We start from the raw sequence: 17,332 nt of genomic DNA, 5'->3' as shown, positions 1-17,332 counted from the left end.
CCACACCACAGATTACTTGGCTTCAGTGTCCCTGGCTACCTCACCTTCATGCTAAACCTTATAGGATATTTCTGTTCGTAAGCTCATAGTTTTGCTAGCAGCTTCCTCCCCACAACACCTCACGGTATAAGAAACACTAAAAACACTAAGACACCCACAGATTGAAATATGACACAGGAAAAAGTACAGGCCTTCCACCTTGACGGGCATTTCTCCTGGTCTGGTATAGGGCAAAGTTAAATACTAAAAAATTATGCTTTAGGTATGAAAATTGCGTGATTTTGGCCAAATCGGAAGGAATAGTATCGAAAGGCAGGGTGGGAATTAGGAAGGGCTTGCCGAAAGAAAACGTTGGCAGTCGCCTATGCCATGTACCCAGCGTTTATTGAGCTGAATACAGACTTGCCGTACAGCCTCTGCTGATCCCACCAGGCCTTTAAAGCGGCTTTCAAAGTTCCGGTTGAGATAGAGCCAGTGTTTTGCTGAGATGCCCAGCCGCTCAAGGATAGGGGGCGCGTTTTGAAAAATGGCACCGCGCTTTTTGGGGTCTAAATGTCGGCCACTCCAGTCTACTAGTGCCAAATAGTCATCCAGCCGAAAGGGAACCCTTTCAACATATTAAGGCGCTCGCCGCCCACAAACGGTAGCAGCTCTTTAGGCTGCTCACCTGATATCACAGCACGAACACGCTGCTGAATGGACGTGTAATCGGAGTCCTCCGGGGTTTTTCCAATATCGGCACGGATAGGATTGAGATCGACATAGGCCATACAGGCAGCCAAGGCTCTTTCATCCAATAGCGCCTGAGATTAGAAACGGCCCTCCCAGAAGCTGCCTGTACAGCGGTCTTCTGCATTGGCTTGGCGAGCAATAGATTCGTTTAGGCAGCGCATAAACCAACTGATATCCATTAATCGCTCTCGCCATAGCTCGATTAGATCTTTAAGATTGTTCTTTTCACTGCAATCCAGTGCGGCGCCCTGAATGAAGCGCTGAGCCAAATTAGAAGCTTTAAATAGCTTCTGCCAGCGGAAAATGACCTCAGTATCAGACCAAGTTCTGGCCGTTTTAGCATTGATATAGAGCACCACATGGTAGTGATTACTCATTACCGCATAAGCAGCGATATCCAGCGCAAAGATAGCAGCTAGCTTTTGCATCCCAGCCTCAACCCACTGGCGCCGGTGCTCATAATCCCTCCCCTCTTCCACAAAGGAATACTCTGTGTACACAGTGGGAGACGCAGTGATAGTACAGAGTCGTATCAAGAGAGATCTATGAGCGGCGAGGCTGGGTCATGGGGAATTGGTTTAACTATTTTAGTATCCATTATTTTTATTGTGATTTCCGTATTGTGTCAATGACTGAGACACCTTAAGCTCTACCCTTTATGGGTGTCCCGAAACGGCCATTTATGACAATTTATACAATTGAACTATCTGATGACAACAATTGTACGTTCACTCCAAAAGATGAAGTTAGATCCATAGAAACCCATGGTTCTCTACTATCTAAAGGGAAAGAGTTAGAGTGGCCTCATTCTCTTGAAGTATCGTTAGAGGATGAATGCGAGATAAAAGATTTTTCATTCATTCAATCTGGATCATTAGTAATATCGAATAATGTGAAAGTTATAATAGGCGAAGAACTGGAAAAGTTTGGACAGCTATTAACCATAACATATAACAATAAAACTTTTTGGTTATGGAATGTTACACAATCATTAGATGCTCTAGATCATGGCCAATCATCTTTTAATCGTTATGGGAGTGTATCGCGCCCTGTATTTAAAAAAGATTTGCCTGAGCAAATTCTAGCTTTCAAAATTAAAGAAGATAATTTTTCAACAATATTCTGTAATTCATACCTAAAAGACCTGATTCAAGCTAATAATTTCAACGGTGTTTCTTTCGAGGCCAAGGCTTCAGCATAAATCGAGTAGTCGGTAGTTCCTTGCTACCGGCTACCGTACCATTCATCGCCTAAGAAATTGAGTTTATACCCAACGATAGTCTCGTGTAACTCTACATCATATAAAAGACAATAGTCATGGCATTAGACCACTATTCCATCGACTAATTTCTCTTTAATCATCTTGGCCATTAGTGACCTAGACAATGCTGTGCTCTACTATCTATTTTTTCTTTCTCCGCAGTGGAGCTCACTTATGAGTCCCGCTGTCAGCTTTACAGCAGCAAGCTAAACAGATTTCCCCAGATAAGAACGTGAACTTTCACTATACCCCCGAATCATTTACTCTATCCGATAGATCACATGGCTTCGGAGTTCTTGGCCACCTCAGCTTCAAGGATGTTCTGTTCCTCAGCACGTACTTTACTAGCGGCCCCCTCACCACAAGACCTTACAGTGTTACAGTTGCCATTCGTTAGTAGTTAGCATTTAATGGTGATCTTCCTACAGGGGACTTTTACCCTATTAGTTCACGCCCATGCTGGGCGTACCAAGTTTAGGCACCAGACGCCTACGACGTGGATGCTAAATATGTTATGTACTAAACGGAGATTGTATAAGTGGCATGGAATACCTTTATTGAAGAGATAAGTCTTGAAAACATACCATTTTCAAACGATGTTCTGTTGTTTCTGGAGAGAGGCAAAATCAATGTAGGAGAGCCCAAAAGGGGAAGTGTAGATTTATCTAAAGTTGTTGGAACAACTCACCCTGATTACTGCGGCAAGACGTGGGGTCAATTGAAGCCAATTCCAGGAACTTCCGATGGTGATTTCATGAACAATAGAGAGGTTGCATTACAGGGACTCAAGAGAGCTATTGTAAATGTTAAAGCATTAGAGAAAAATCCTAGTTACTATTTTGATGATAATGAAAAGACACACTGGTCTTTCTATCAAATTGATGATAAATATTACATTTCCTCAGGGAATCATCGGACTGTTATTGGTCGCCTATTTCTCCATCTAAACAATCAAGAGCAACTGGTTCATGGTGTGACAATTACTCCCGCTGAATTTAAAAAAAAATCAGAGATAGATCACAACTCCCCAAGTTTAATTTCTCGTTTTATAGCATGGATTAGACCATAACAAATCAATTAATTTCGCGCCTACGTCATCGGATGCGGCAAAGCTGTGCAGGTATTGAGGAGTTATTCACGAGATAATTAAAACCTACGGGAACATACCATGATTGAATGGACTACTACGATATCATTTTCAATAAGCTTTATACTTTAATTTCACTTATGATAAATGCAGTAATTATTTACAAGTGAGTTAGTGACAAAAAGAGAAGAATAAGCTAAATGATCAAGCATTCCATATGATAAGGGGGTTGGCGCCAGCTGGAACGTGCCGCTGCAATGTAGTGTTAAACACTAGGACACCTACAGATTGAAAGATAACACCGGAAATAGTACAGGCCTTCCACCTTGACTGCCATTTCTCCTGGCCTGGTGTAGGGCAAGATGAAATTTTATAAATTATGCTTGAGGTTTAAAGATTCGTGATTTTAGCCAACCCGAAAGGAATAGCATCGAAAGGTTGGGAGGGAGTTAGTGGGGCATTGCAGATAGGAAACGTTGGCAGTCGCCTATACCCTATGCCCAGCGTTTATTGAGCTGAATACAGGCTTGCCGTACAACCTCTGCTGATCCCACCAATCCTTTAAAGCGGCTTTCAAAGTTCCGATTAAGATAGAGCCAGTGTTTTGCCGAGATGCCCAGCCACTCAAGGATAGGGGCCGTCTTTTGAGAAATGGCACCGCGCTTTTTGGGGCCTAAATGCCGGCCACTCCAGTTTACTAACGCCAAATAGTGATCCAATTGAAAGGGCAACCCTTTCGGCATATTAAGGCGCTCGCCGCCCACAAACGGTAGCAGCTCTTTAGGCTGCTCACCTGAGATCACAGCGCGAACACGCTGTTGAATGGACGTGTGATCCGAGTCCTCCGGTTTTTTTGCAATATCGGCACGGATAGGATTGAGATCAACATAGGCCATGCAGGCAGCCAAGGCTCTTTCATCCAATAGCCCCTGAGACTTGAAACCGCCCTCCCAGAAGCGGCTAGTACAGCGATCTTCTGCATTGGCTTGGCGAACAATAGATTCGTTTATGCAGCGCATAAACCAACTGATATCCATTAATCGCTCTCGCCACAGCTCGATCAGCTCCTTAAGCTTGTTCTTTTCACTGCAATCCAGTGCAGTGCCCTGAATGAAGTGCTGAGCCAAATTAGAAGCTTTAAATAATTCCTGCCAGCGGAAAATGACCTCAGTATCAGACCAAGTTCTGGCCGTTTTAGCATCGATATAGAGTACCACATGGTAGTGATTACTCATTACCGCATAGGCAGCGATATCCAGCGCAAAGATAGCAGCTAGCTTTTGCATCCCAGCCTCAACCCACTGGCGCCGGTGCTCATAATCCCTCCCCAATTGATCATCTCTTCCACAAAGGAACGCCCGGCGTACACAGCGGGAGACACAGCGATAGTACGGAGTCGCATCAAGTGAGATCTGAGAGCGGCGAGACTGGGTCATCGGACATGGGGTTAACTGTTTTAATATCCAGTATTTTTATTGTGCTTTCAGTATTGTGTCAATAGTTGTGACGCCTTAAGCTCTACCTTTGATCGGTGTCCAGAAACGGCCTCGTTTACCCCATTAGTTCACGCCCATGCTGGGCGTACCAAATTTAGGCACCCTCGCCACTTCGTGGCTGGACTGCCTAACAACGCGCTTCGCGCAGGCTGCCGGTGCTAAAGGCGTTAACTGTGAATATGGATTCAGGTATTAGGTCAAAGCTAAGAGAAATCTTCAGAAAGTCTGAATTCGTTTTTGCTGCACCAGAATCTTTGGGAAATCCAGATTTAGTCCCTTTCTGTGAACAGATACTGGAGCTCTATAAACTCAAAGATACTGTCAAAGAGGATTTTGAAGAGACATTTATCGAGGATTTCGATATTTTCAAAGAGTGTACCTGGGAGCTGGCGCAGGTTTGCATGTATCACCTTAGGCTAAAGAGGTACAAAGCTCATTTAGAAAAACGGTTAAGAGAGGCACAGAGTATCCCTGACTTTAGAGCTACTCCAGTTATTGAGCATATTCTAGATGCCTACCAGGATCCTTGGAAAGACAAAGAATTGTTCTATGACCAACTTAGTTAAATAAAAGTTAGGTGACTAGAGTGCGAGTTTTAACATTACTAATGCTTCTTGGTTTGACTGGGTGTGTCCCAATCCCGCATTACAGTAATCTTACTCCTGAAATATCAGGTGTTATTAGTGAATCAGGATCACCTAAGAAAAACCTGCCCGTACGCGTTGTAGCCGGGATTGGAGTCGAGCAATGTGAAGGTAGGAGCTCCGATGGTAAAACTGACAAGCTTGGTGCGTTTCACTTAGCGCCTATTGAGAAATTTAATTTTATGTCAGTCATTATGGCACACAGCTTCTTTCCCTGGTCTGTTTGCGCCCTTAGCAACGACTCATGGGTTATTATCGCGCAGGACAAGACATATGCACTTGTAGACAGTGGGCCAGTTCATAAAGTCGAAATTGAGTGTAATAGCTTATCTCCCTTTACCCAATGTGCAATTAAGGATAGATAGTGACAGTAAGGCGTCACCTAATAAATTTAGGCAACATCTCCACTGCGTGGCTGGACCTACATTACGCGGCTTTGCCGCTACATTTCGGCCGTTGCTAAAGGTGTTAGGCTCTCATATGAATGAAGCTGAAGTACTTGAATATTTAACCGACAGTGATGGTAGTACTAGGAATATTACGTTTACTCCAACCACTTTGGCTTGTGTCGGAAAGTTCATTGAACTATTTCTCGAGGAATTCAGCGATGGCGAGCTCCTAGATCAAGACGGTGAAGTAGTTGAAATGTCTTCGGAAAGTGTAGTGTCTTACATCACACAACGTGAAGAAGGTTGTATTCATGGACAGCTGAAATCTAGAGTTAGCTTTGTAAGCCAGGTTCATCTGTTTCTCGATTGGCCTGAAGGTGAAAAAATAGCTGTTGAAATATCGTATTTTCCAAACGATCTTTGCAGTGATTTTACTACATCGATCTTTTTCGAAGCATTGAATAGTTGGTGGGATACTCTACAGACTAATGATGTATTCGTTAGGTATGAAAATGCTAGCTGGGAGTTTTATGATCCCGAGGGGCTGGGAGTCTTTTATCATGCTGTCAAGTCCTAGCTAGCACATTTTGTCGAACTGGTTTTCTGCTGTGCTCCAAACCAGCCGTAAATGCGGACGTTATGAACGATGAAGACTCGGACCACATTTGTTTTTTTTCTATTGTTAGTTGTCAGCTGTACGAAGCAATATGATATTTCGCTAATAGTCAATGAAGCTATCGGCTTCAAGCCTAAAGAGGATTTCATAGTTGTCGAGCGGGAGAAGGCTTCTGATATTGCAAAGTATTTCGATGACTATAACGAAATTTTCTATATAGAGATGTCAGAGCATGATCATGCTTCATTCATGAGGATCGTTGAGGAGGGTGGCTCCTGGAAGCTTCAGCCTAAATCTAGCCTTCCGGGCAGTAGTAACTTTCCGGAATGGGAAAAAATCATGTACTTCAAACAATATGGTCTTTTGACAATATTCAGAGTACGTGGCGACAGACGTGCGATTACTATTCAGGTCTACGAGCAGTGAGGCTCATAAATCGGGTAGCCGGTAGTTTTTAGCTACCGGCCCCAACACCACCCATCGTGCGGGTCGCAATGGGCGGTTCCCTATCCGTATGAATCTCTACCCAACAATAGCGTCGAGCAGCTCGTCATTTGAGCTGAGTGTCATAGCAGTGCGCTACCTCAACTTATCCGACTGGAAGCATATCAGTAGGCTAACCCTATCTTTTAACTCGCGGATTTTTGGTTCAGGCCTTCACCCTGTCCAAGGTATTAATCTTAGCATTAGGCTACTATGCCGTCGGCTGACTTCTGTTCAATCACCTTGGCCATTACTGGCCCAGGCACCGCTGTGTTCCACCACTCTTGTCTACCCCTCGATGGAGGCTAGTGGGTTGGGCCTACTTATGAGTCAGCGGCCACGTTAACAGCTTCATAGCAGCAAGCTAAACAGGTCCCCCCAGATAAGAAGGTGAACTTTCACTACACAACTGCATCATTTACTTTACCCGTTAGATCACCCGGCTTCGGTGTCCTTGGCCGCCTCACTTTCAGGCTAAGCCTTATAGGATGTTTCTGTCCGTCAGCTAGTAGTTTTGCTAGCGACTTCCTCCCCACAAGACCTCGCGGTATTGCAGTTGCCATTCGCTAGTAGTTAGCATTTAATGGAATCCATTAAATGGTGATCCTCCTACAGGGGACTTTCACCCCATTAGTTCACGTCCATGCTGGGCGTATCAAGTAAAGGCACTCGACGCCAAAACCTTCACTTCCCTATGGTTTTGACAGAGGTGCGTTATGCATCAATCTCTCCACCAAACAATAGGTATGTCTATATGAACCAAATAGCAACGCAGGATGTAGTTCGCATATCAGATAGTCTTTCTAAGGGAATGGATAAACTATATAAGACTGGGGGGGTCGCATTAGCCTTTGGGTTTGCTGGCATTTTATCTATGGTATTGGCTAACATACCTGGACTAACTTTACCGTCTGAGTTATTTGTTGTTGGAGCGATATTGACTATCGGGTGCTTTTTATTTTTCGTGTATACCCATTTCCAAGGAGCACGAAAAGCACTTGCTGAAATCAATGAAAATAAGCCTCTGATTGATGCCGTACAAGATGTTTCTTTACAGGTCACAGAATTGACATCTGTTATTCAAGCGTACAGCTTTAAAAACCTGAGTAAAATACATAATACTTTAGAGGTTGCATGCCCTATTATTGAAGGTCTTCCCCTGGTTGGAGATAAAGCCAAAGAATGGGGATTAAATGATGCCTCAAGGATTTCAGGCATAATTGTGGATACTACTGAAAACACAAAAAACTTGGTAACGGAAGTTAAAGAAGCTCTTATCAAAGGTGATTTAAAGAAACTAAAAAGTTACTCCAAGGATCTACAGCAAGCTGTGGACACAACCAAAGAGGCCCTAAAAACTAATGCTTAAATCGGGTAGTCGGTAGTTTCTAATTACAGGACCCCACACCACCCATCGCGCGGGTCCGCAATGGGCGGCTCCTATCCGTAATAAATCTCAACCCAACGATAGTGTCGAGCAGATCTTCATTTGAGTTGAGTGTCATGGCAGTGCGCTACATCAACTTTAACCGACTGGAAACATATCAGTAGGCTAGCCCTGTCTTTCAACTCGTGGATTTAGGCTCAGGCCTTCACCCTGTCCAAGGTATTAATCTTGGCATTTGGCTACTATGCCGTCTGCTGAATTCTGTTTAATCACCCTACTCATTACTGAGCAGAGCGCTGCTGTGTTCCACCACTTTTTTTACCCCCGCGATGGTGGCTAGCGGGCTGGGCCTACTTATGAGTCAGCGGCCACGCTGACAGCCTCACAGCAGGAAGCTAAACCGATCTCCCCAGATAAGAACATGAACTTTCACTACACAACTGCACCATTTACTCTACCCGTCAGATCACATGGCTTCGGTGTCCTTGGGCACCTCGCCTCAAAGCTAAGCCTTACAGGATGTTTCTGTTCGTCAGCTCCTAGTTTTGCTAGCGACTTCCTCCCCACAAGACCTCACGGTGTTGCAGTTGCCATTCGCTAGTAGTTAGCATTTAATGGAACCCATTAAATGGTGATCCTCCTACAGGGGACATTCGCCCCATTAGTTTACGCCCATGCTGGGCGTACCAAGTCTGTCAACGATCGCCCTTAGGGCTGGACAGCTTTAAACGTGGCTTTGCCACAAAGCTGCCCATTACAAATGGCGTTATATTTTTACTGAACTATGGAGTAGTAAATGAAAAGACCTACATGGGCGACAATAATTGGAGTGTTGGCAATTATCTTCGGGATATTTGGGGTTCTTGGTGGCGCTCAGGAAATAGCCATGCCCTCGATCCTCGAAATGCAGAAAGAAATGATGGCTGAATTCAGTAAAGGGAAGACTCCTGATGGAAAGGATATGCCCCAATTGACACTAGAAATTGAAGAGGAAGGTGAACCCAAACGAATCGAGTTTTCTCAAATGATGGAGTCTATGCAAGAACAGTTTAAGGTCCCAGAGTGGTATGAATCTTGGTCAATTGTTTTTGGTATAGTATCTATGGTCGTAGCAGGTCTGTATCTTATATCTGGAATATTTCTAATGATGACTAAAGATTTCGCGATAAAACTTTTCTATATAGCTATCGCTGCGTCTGTTATTTGGGCCATTATTCAAGCAGTAATTAGCTCGCAGTCAAATAGTGGGTTCTTGATGGCTCAAATACCTGGCTCAATCTCTAGCATTGTCATCGATATAATACTTCTTATTGTGGTTCTCGTTGGCAGTAAAGAGGCTTTTGTTCCTCAACAAGAAGAAATATAAATCGGGTGGCCGGTAGTTTCTAACTACCGGCCACCACACCACCCATCATGCGGGTCATGAATGCTAACCGGTTGGACCTACTTAACAGCCAGTAGCCACGCCGACAGAATAACTGAAACAAATTACACAGATTTCCCAAGGTAAGAGTATAAAATTTCACAAATCAGCTACATCATTAACCCTACCCATTAGATCACGTGGCTTCGGCACCCTTGGCCTCCTGACTAAGCCATATAGGATGTTTCTGTTCGCCAACTCATAGTTTTGTTCGCGACTTCCTCCCCACAAAACCTTATAGTATTGCAATTGTCACTCGCTGGTAGTTAGAGGTCATTAAACGGTGATCTTCCTACTGGGGGCTTTCACCGCATTGTTCATAACATGTCAAGTGCGATTCTTATTGCTCCCATCCTTTACGCGGGCATTATAGGGCCCCATAATCGCTCTTTATCCATAAGCAGGATTAGATTTCTTGCCTCAAATACACATGGAAATATGTCAATAGCATATATGATTAATTGCCGAACACTCGAAGCTGGTATCTAGTGAAAACTCCCAAACGTCTACAGCCTCTCATCGATGATGGCTTAATCGATGAAGTTATCAGCCGCCTAATGAGCGGCAAAGAAGCCGATATATTTATTGTCCGTTGTCGTGACGAAATTCGTTGCGCCAAAGTCTATAAAGATGCAACTAAGCGCAGTTTTAAAAAGGCTGCACAATACCAAGAAGGGCGTAAAGTTCGCAGTGGTCGTCAAGCACGTGCCATGCAAAAACGATCAAATTATGGCCGCCAACAGCAGGAAGAGATTTGGCAGAATGCCGAAATTGATGCTTTGTCCCGTTTAGCACGCGCTCATGTACGTGTTCCCAAGACTTTTGGTTGTGTTGACGGTGTATTATTGATGGAGTTAATCACTGACGAAGCAGGCAATGTCGCACCACGGCTTGGCGATGTGACAATGTCAGAAGAGCAAGCAATTCAAGATCATGCATTAATGATTCATTACATCATGCTCATGCTTCACGAGGGAATTGTACATGGTGATTTGTCCGAATTTAACGTCCTAGTGGATGATTCCGGCCCTGTGATTATCGATTTACCCCAAGCTGTTAATGCCGCTGCCAATAACAGTGCACAAGAAATGTTCACTCGCGACGTCGACAATATGCGTCGTTACTATGGCAGATTTGCCCCCTCTTTATTACAGACTCAATACGCCAAGGAAATGTGGGCACTGTTTGAAGAGGGTAACTTAACGACTAGCTCAACGCTCAGCGGCAAGTTTGATGATGACGATGACAGCGCCGATGTCGACGCCGTGCTGGAAGAAATCAAAGCGGTGATGCAAGAAGAGTTGGAACGAAAAGAGCGCATACGTGAATCATCAGAAGATGCATAAATTTGGATGAAAGCACCCGGTTTAGTAACCTTACAGGTTGCTGCGGGTGTTGTTTATTATCCTATTGCACAAATTAGTGCACATACACATTAGGCCCCCAAAAGGCTGGAAGATTCTGTAGCAAGCTCCCTTTCTAGGAGTTCTTACCCTTTGATTTATAGGTAAGATAGATTAAGTTCTGGGAATTGATATGCAGATTTTTGGAAATGCTATTTTGGATAAAAGAGTGGTAATCGTGTTATAGAGTATTTGGGGTAGAAGTAGATTAGCAGGGTGCGGCTGAGAGGGAACGCCGGCAATCCCTATTTCGTGTACCCAGCGTTTATCGAATTGGATGTAAGCTTGCTTTACAATCTCCGCTGATCCCACCAAACCTTTAAAGCGGCTTTCAAAGTGCCAACCGAGATAGAGCCAGTGTTTTGCCGAGATGCCCAGCCGCTCAAGGATAAGGGGCGTCTTTAGAGAAATGGCTCCGCGCTTTTGGGGTGCTAAATGCCGACCACTCCAGTCTACTAACGCCAAATAGTGGTCCAGCTGAAAGGGCAACCCTTTCGGCATATTAAGGCCACATTTCCACTAAGCTCCTCATTGAGCAATATCCTGTAAAAACACACCAGAGAATCGAAGCATAAAGCCCTCGACTAAATAACGGCTGTCCTAGTAAGGACTCGGTCGCTAAGTGACTAACTCCAAAAATGCTAAGCGGCTAAATACTACCCTTAAACTTAACTAAAAATTAATGGTCAAGTAACTCCGCATTAGTCGGGTACTTTTCAAGGAGTTCAATAAGCTTTTTAGTGCCATCTACAGGCTTTAGACTGGTAAGCGTTCTTCGTAAAGCTCTTATCGTTGCAATATCTTTCGAGTTAAACAGGATTTCCTCACGGCGAGTACTGCTTTTAGCAATATCCAAGGCAGGGAAAATTCGCTGTCTCGCAACTTCCTTTGACAATACTAGTTCCATATTTCCCGTTCCCTTAAACTCCTCAAATATCACCTGGTCCATTCGGCTTCCGGTATCCACAAGTATCGTTGCCAGAATCGTAAGTGAACCACCACCTTCAATCTTCCTCGCAGCACCAAACAGCTTTCTGGGTACCTCCATAGCCCTGGCATCTATCCCGCCAGACATCGTACGTCCCCTACCACTCTGCTGCGCATTGTGTACCCGTGAAAGCCTTGTCAACGAGTCAACCACGATCATTACATCCTGACCTTCACCGGCTTCCTTGCAGGCCCGATCAAGGAGTTCATTAGCTACTCTCACATGATCTTCATAGCTATGATCAGAAGAGGACGCATAAACTTCGGCCGGTACACTTCGCTTAAAGTCAGTAACCTCCTCTGGCCTTTCATCAATAAGTAAAGCGTACAACTTTATTTCGGGGTAAGCCTCCCCCATTGCTTGGCAGATATGTTTCAGGATAGTGGTTTTGCCACAGCCCGGTGGAGCCACAATCAAGCCACGCTGCCCCTTACCAATTGGTGTGATCAAATCCATCGCCCTAACCGTAAGTTCCTGAGAACCTGACTCAAGGCGAATAGGCTCAGATGGATTAATAGCTACTCCATTTAAGAACCGTTTCTTTGGATCAGAAGTATCCTCTTGCTTTTTATCAACCTTCTTAGGCTCCGTATTTCTCTTTACCTTTAAGGATAATATTTTTCTGGACATAACATGCTCTTTACAAATCAATCGAGGCCGGGGAGATTATTAATGATTGTCGATGGTTGGACAAAAGATTAGTACTCCCCGAAACTGGATACTATAGCCAGAATTTACGGCTATACGATTAGCTTTCGGAACCAAGGCAGACAAATACTCCTATTAGAAACCAAAAACACTACTTAACGTCAGCCGTAATCATTGAAACACCAATCAGAAGGTTGAAAAATAGGACACCCACAGATTGAAAGATGACACCCGAAATGGTACAGGCTTTCCACCTTAACGGCCATTTCTCCGGGCATGGTTCGGACAAAGTGAAGTGTTGAAAAAATATACTTTCGGTTTGAAAATCACGCGATTTTGGCCAAATCGGAAGGAATAGCATCGAAAGGCCGTGAGTAAATTAGTGATGTGTTACCAACAGGAAACGTTGGCAGTCACCTATGCCATATACCCATCATTTATTGAGCTGAATACAGGCTTACTGTACAGCCTCTGCTGATCCCATCAGGCTTTGATAGCGGCTAATTGAGATAGAGCCAGTGTTTGGCTGAGATGTCCAGCCGCTCAAGAATAGAGGGCATCTTTTGAGAAATGGCAACGCGCTTTTAAGGACCTAAATGCCGACCACTCCAATCTACTAGCGCCAAATAGTGATTCATCTGAAAGAGCAACCCGTTCGGCATATTAAGGCGCTCGCCGCCCACAAACTGTATTAGCTCCTTGGGCTGCTCACCTGAGATCGTAGCGCGAACACGCTGCTGAATAAACGTGTGATCGGGGTCTTCCGGGTTTTTTGCAGTATCGGCACGAATAGGATTGAGATCAATATAGGCCATGCTAGCTGCCAAAGCTCTTTCATCCAATAGGGCCTGAGACTTGAAGCGGCCCTGCCAAAAGCGGCCAGTACAGTGGTCTTATGTGTTGGCTTGGCGGGCAATAGAATAGATTCGTTTAGGCAGCGATATCCAGCGCAAAGATAACAGCGAGCTTTTTTCATCCCAGTCTCAATCCACTGGCACAGGTGCTCATAATCCCTCCCCTCTTCCACAAAGGAACGCCATGCGTACACAGCGGGAGACTCAGTGATAGTACGGAGTCGCCGAAGGCGATCTGTGAGCGGTGAGGCTGGATTATGGAGTATAGGTTTAACTGTTTAATTATTGTGATTTCCATATTGTGTCAATGGCTGTGACGCCTTAAGCTCTACCCTTAAAAGTGTCAAGAAACGGCCTTCTAAGATAGCATAAACGACTCCATTTCTGTGACGGCCAAGTAAAACGTTATATGAAATCGATATGAAAGAAATAGAGCTTGCCCGAAAGTATATGGACATATTCTTTGAAACGAAGGACTTTGATTCATTAGATCTAATACTAGATGAAAATCTGGATTTTGACGGGCCATTGTTTAAATGTAAGTCGGCCAAAGAATATATAGAATCTTTGAAAGCTTCGCCTCCAGTTAATGTATCGTATGAAATGGTAGAAGAGTTTCGCAATCCGAATTCAATATGTTACATATATAAATTCACTAAAAATTGTAGAAGTACATTAATAGTTCAAACCTTTCATTTTAATGTAGGCCGAATTAGTAAAATTCGTCTTATTTTTAATCCAGAGGAAATTTCATAAACCGGGTCGATAGTTTCTAGGTATCAGTCCCACACCATCCATCAGGCCGGTCCGCAATGGGCAGCTTCCTACCCGAAATGAATATCTACCCATTGGATCACATGGCTTCGATGCGCCAGCCATTTCCTCTCCAAGCTAATCCTTATAAGATGTTTCTGCTCGTCAGCTCACAGTATTTTACTAGTAGCTTCCTCTCCACAAGACCTCTCGATATTACGGTTGCCATTCGCTAGTAGTTAGCATTTAATGGAGCCCATTAAACGGTGATCGCCCTACAGGAGGCCTTCACCCTATTAGCCCACGCTCCTACCGGGCGTAAAAAGTAAAAGCACCCGATACCAAAACCTTTGATATCGAGTGCTTTAAGAGTTACAAACCTAGAGATAGTAATGATAAAGTACATTTTTCCTTTTTTATTTCTAATTACTTTTAGCAAATATTCCATCGCGAATAGCTTTGTCGAAAAAAGTATTTTTGGCAATCAAATAAAGATACCTACATTTCATGAGTATAAACCAATTTGTGAATCTGATTTTGAAATCTGGGATCACCTAAACACAATATATGGCCGCCCTGGGAGTGTACATCTTTTATCATGCTTTTCAAATGCCGACCTTAAAGCCCCCGAATCAGATGGGGCGGGCAGTATTGTAATGTTATTTTTTGACACCCGATATAAAGATGGCGATATCTCTAAAAAGAATTTTGTTGATATCAAAAAGAATTTTTCTGATGAGCATCAAAAGATCATTGAGCTCACAAAAGAACAAGTCAATTCAAATACTAATATTCAGCTGAGAACAGGAAATTCGATGAGCAACATATCGGGATCTGACAGTGTTAGTACCAGGATTCTAAAAGATAGTAACAGAATTTATTTATGGCAAGTTGACATGGATATATCGTATGAACTTGACGGTAATCAAATAGAAGAGCGGACACTTAAGATTATTGGGTATGTCCTACTTGATGGATGGCCGATAAAAATTAATGCGATATTTACCGACTATCCTCAAGATGAAAAGCATCAAGCCATAAATATGGTTCTTGAATGGGTGGATATGATTGCATTCGAAAACAATAGTTAACTAATTATACTAATCTCGCTGGATTAAAGGGAATAACCGGTAGTTTCTAATCACCGGCTATTCCCCACCCATCGTGCGGGTGCTCAAAGGGCGATTTCTTGTCCGTAGTGACTTTCTACTTAGCAGTAGTGCCTAGAAGTTCTTCATTTGAGTTGAGCTTAATGACAGTACATTAGCTCAACCTTATATCCGAATGAAAACACGCGGGCTGGGCCTAACTATTAGCTAAGAGTCTCCCTGGATAAAAGCATAAACGGTCATGATATAACTTCATCACTTACCCTACCCATTAGATCAAATGGCTTCAGCACCGCAAGCCGCCTCGCCTCTCGGCAAAGTCTTATATTATGTTTCTGCTAGTCAACTAATCCTTTTTCCACACAAGGCTTCGCAGTGTTGTAGTTGCCATTCGCTAATAGTTAGTATTTAATAAAGCCCATTAAACGGCGATCTTCTTACAGATTACAGAAGAATTTCACCCCTTTAGTTCACACCTATGCTAGGCGTACCAAATTACTGCAGCCGACCATCTACACTCTGCTCGCTTTATACCTTATGCTACGCTACTACAAAGCAGCTCCATTTCAGCAGCAACTAAACAAGGCGTTACTATTAAAACCATGGAACCAGGAAAATCAGTGAAGAATGCTCATAAGGCTCACCAAAACAAGCCAGTAAACACAGCCAGTGTCTTTTTGGGGGTATTCGCTTGTTCCATAATTGGATTTTTTGTCGGCCTTACGATTCGGGCATTCTTGTTTTCTACAGAGCTTGGATCTATTAAGGAAGTTCTATGGCAATACTTACCCTGGGGCTTCATATCAGCACTAGTATTTGGCGCCCTATCATACCGGTACAGTAGGATAGCATTAGCTCTGCTTTGTTTAATACCGGGATGTGAAGTTAGTAGCTAGGTCAAACCCAAAAAACTACGGCATGATCACTCACAAAAATCGTTGGCGGGTAGGCACTCTACAGCATATCTCGTACGCAAGGCGTTAGTTCAATAAAAGAAAATTATGCACAGGAATTTTCTACTTTATCTCGTCCTTTCAAGTCCTCTCTTGGCATATAGTCTGGATTTCCGGTATTGGTTGCAGTGCTTATATTCTGGCGGCAGGCAAGATACACCGTAAAACTAAATCACCCTCACAATGATTGGATAAACGAATCGCTAGAACGCATTGCCGAAACTTGGAAAAGACAGCAAATCATGAAGATAAAAATTACAAAATCAGTAGTGTGCTACCCACTTAATAGACTAGGCCCACATTCCAATCATTCAACCTCTTATTACGGCCACACATCACCACATTCAAGTTATAGAAGACTAATGTGCAGATATGGTTCTTTTGCACGATTAAATATCAACCGAAAAGTAATTCTATGTGAGTTCTGATTTATCTTTTACTGAGAAAGAGACTGTTATTCATGTTGAATGAAAATATAAAACCAGAGGGAGCTTTTCAACTCCCTTGTTATATTACCTGTTCTTTAAATAGAGACTATGAGCAAAGAACTAAATAAAATTTCAAAATACCTTAGCTTTTTGTTGAGACATGAGCCACAAGCTATTGGACTAGAGATAGATGAAAATGGCTGGGCTTCAATTCAAGAATTGATTGATAAAACAACAGACTTTGAACTCAGTCGAAATATCATAGAGGTTGTTGTTGAAACCAATGATAAGCAACGCTTTAATATTAGTAACGACGGTTTATCTATTCGAGCAAATCAAGGTCACTCCATTAAAATAGACTTGAACCTTCAATTGCAAGAACCTCCAAAAGAACTCTTACATGGTACGGCAGCTAGGTTTATTGAGGCCATTCTCAAAACCGGGTTGAATAAGAGGGAAAGACATCATGTGCATCTAACAGAGTCTCAAGCAGTAGCCCAAAACGTTGGCTCTAGATACGGAAAGCCTGTAATTCTGTCTATCGCATCAAAAAAGATGCACGAAAATGGATATAAATTCTACAAATCTTCCAACAATGTTTGGCTTGTTGATTGTGTACCGGTAAAGTACATAAAAATGATGTAACGTAAGCAGGCACGATCGCAAGCTTAAGTATTT

At 43.3% G+C, this 17,332-nt stretch carries 18 protein-coding genes; 11 read left to right on the top strand and 7 right to left on the bottom strand.

Annotated elements, in window-relative coordinates:
* Window positions 1–324 precede the first annotated feature (324 nt).
* Genes ACJJIW_RS11675 through ACJJIW_RS11665 form a run of 3 tightly spaced genes read right to left on the bottom strand, consistent with a single transcriptional unit; the run spans window position 325 to window position 1,160 of the window.
* The gene (locus tag ACJJIW_RS11675; protein ID WP_282931635.1) at window positions 325–582 is read right to left on the bottom strand and encodes a hypothetical protein; all 258 of its coding nucleotides are present in this window, start codon (window positions 580–582) and stop codon (window positions 325–327) included.
* A complete protein-coding gene (locus ACJJIW_RS11670) occupies window positions 573–797 on the bottom strand; it encodes a hypothetical protein (RefSeq protein WP_282931634.1) in 225 nt (74 codons plus the stop codon). The genes ACJJIW_RS11675 and ACJJIW_RS11670 overlap by 10 nt, the downstream gene beginning before the upstream one ends.
* 12 nt (window positions 798–809) lie before the next feature.
* Complete coding sequence (locus ACJJIW_RS11665) at window positions 810–1,160, bottom strand: hypothetical protein (RefSeq protein ID WP_444935235.1); 351 nt, start codon at window positions 1,158–1,160, stop codon at window positions 810–812.
* Between the two features lie 254 nt (window positions 1,161–1,414).
* Between ACJJIW_RS11665 and ACJJIW_RS11660 the strand changes: the two genes are divergently transcribed.
* Both ACJJIW_RS11660 and ACJJIW_RS11655 read left to right on the top strand, forming a co-directional pair.
* Window positions 1,415–1,933, top strand: a complete 519-nt coding sequence (locus ACJJIW_RS11660) for an imm11 family protein (protein WP_282931632.1) — start codon at window positions 1,415–1,417, stop codon at window positions 1,931–1,933.
* 598 nt (window positions 1,934–2,531) lie between these two features.
* Window positions 2,532–3,062, top strand: a complete 531-nt coding sequence (locus ACJJIW_RS11655; RefSeq protein ID WP_282931631.1) for a hypothetical protein — start codon at window positions 2,532–2,534, stop codon at window positions 3,060–3,062.
* Window positions 3,063–3,574: 512 nt separating this feature from the next.
* Here the strand turns inward: ACJJIW_RS11655 and ACJJIW_RS11650 are convergent.
* Window positions 3,575–4,516 (bottom strand): transposase, encoded by a 942-nt coding sequence (locus ACJJIW_RS11650; protein WP_444935234.1) that lies wholly within the window; start codon window positions 4,514–4,516, stop codon window positions 3,575–3,577.
* A gap of 233 nt (window positions 4,517–4,749) precedes the next feature.
* On the opposite strand from ACJJIW_RS11650, the gene ACJJIW_RS11645 reads away from it, so the two are divergent.
* The 6 genes from ACJJIW_RS11645 (at window position 4,750) to ACJJIW_RS11620 (ending at window position 10,864) form a co-directional block, all read left to right on the top strand.
* Window positions 4,750–5,142 (top strand): hypothetical protein, encoded by a 393-nt coding sequence (locus ACJJIW_RS11645; RefSeq protein WP_444894698.1) that lies wholly within the window; start codon window positions 4,750–4,752, stop codon window positions 5,140–5,142.
* A 558-nt stretch (window positions 5,143–5,700) separates the two neighbouring features.
* Complete coding sequence (locus ACJJIW_RS11640) at window positions 5,701–6,186, top strand: hypothetical protein (RefSeq protein WP_444894699.1); 486 nt, start codon at window positions 5,701–5,703, stop codon at window positions 6,184–6,186.
* Between the two features lie 69 nt (window positions 6,187–6,255).
* Window positions 6,256–6,651, top strand: coding sequence for a hypothetical protein (locus tag ACJJIW_RS11635; RefSeq protein WP_444935233.1), 396 nt, complete (start codon window positions 6,256–6,258; stop codon window positions 6,649–6,651).
* An 811-nt stretch (window positions 6,652–7,462) separates the two neighbouring features.
* Entirely contained in the window at window positions 7,463–8,077 is a 615-nt protein-coding gene (locus ACJJIW_RS11630) for a hypothetical protein (RefSeq protein ID WP_444935232.1), read from the top strand.
* An 814-nt stretch (window positions 8,078–8,891) separates the two neighbouring features.
* Window positions 8,892–9,461, top strand: a complete 570-nt coding sequence (locus tag ACJJIW_RS11625; RefSeq protein ID WP_444894701.1) for a hypothetical protein — start codon at window positions 8,892–8,894, stop codon at window positions 9,459–9,461.
* Between the two features lie 545 nt (window positions 9,462–10,006).
* On the top strand, window positions 10,007–10,864 hold the full coding sequence (locus tag ACJJIW_RS11620) for a PA4780 family RIO1-like protein kinase (RefSeq protein WP_444894702.1): 858 nt from the start codon (window positions 10,007–10,009) through the stop codon (window positions 10,862–10,864).
* A 171-nt stretch (window positions 10,865–11,035) separates the two neighbouring features.
* Here ACJJIW_RS11620 and ACJJIW_RS11615 read toward each other — a convergent pair whose 3' ends face one another.
* The 3 genes from ACJJIW_RS11615 to ACJJIW_RS11605 form a co-directional block, all read right to left on the bottom strand.
* Window positions 11,036–11,422 (bottom strand): hypothetical protein, encoded by a 387-nt coding sequence (locus tag ACJJIW_RS11615; protein WP_444894703.1) that lies wholly within the window; start codon window positions 11,420–11,422, stop codon window positions 11,036–11,038.
* A 178-nt stretch (window positions 11,423–11,600) separates the two neighbouring features.
* A complete protein-coding gene (rho, locus tag ACJJIW_RS11610; RefSeq protein WP_444894704.1) occupies window positions 11,601–12,539 on the bottom strand; it encodes a transcription termination factor Rho in 939 nt (312 codons plus the stop codon).
* Between the two features lie 602 nt (window positions 12,540–13,141).
* Entirely contained in the window at window positions 13,142–13,372 is a 231-nt protein-coding gene (locus tag ACJJIW_RS11605; RefSeq protein WP_444894705.1) for a hypothetical protein, read from the bottom strand.
* 459 nt (window positions 13,373–13,831) lie between these two features.
* Here ACJJIW_RS11605 and ACJJIW_RS11600 point away from each other — a divergent pair, with 459 nt between their 5' ends.
* The 3 genes from ACJJIW_RS11600 (at window position 13,832) to ACJJIW_RS11590 (ending at window position 17,299) form a co-directional block, all read left to right on the top strand.
* Window positions 13,832–14,167 carry a hypothetical protein gene (locus ACJJIW_RS11600; RefSeq protein ID WP_444935231.1) on the top strand — a complete coding sequence of 112 codons (336 nt, stop codon included), beginning with the start codon at window positions 13,832–13,834 and terminating at the stop codon, window positions 14,165–14,167.
* Between the two features lie 389 nt (window positions 14,168–14,556).
* Complete coding sequence (locus ACJJIW_RS11595; protein WP_444935230.1) at window positions 14,557–15,255, top strand: hypothetical protein; 699 nt, start codon at window positions 14,557–14,559, stop codon at window positions 15,253–15,255.
* Between the two features lie 1,507 nt (window positions 15,256–16,762).
* A complete protein-coding gene (locus ACJJIW_RS11590) occupies window positions 16,763–17,299 on the top strand; it encodes an RNA 2'-phosphotransferase (protein WP_444935229.1) in 537 nt (178 codons plus the stop codon).
* Window positions 17,300–17,332: the final 33 nt, after the last annotated feature.

The sequence above is a fragment of the Microbulbifer maximicatervae (SeqCode) genome (assembly GCF_052467815.1).
The sequence above is the reverse complement of the archived record's forward strand: the minus strand, read 5'-3'. Positions and strand labels throughout refer to the sequence as shown.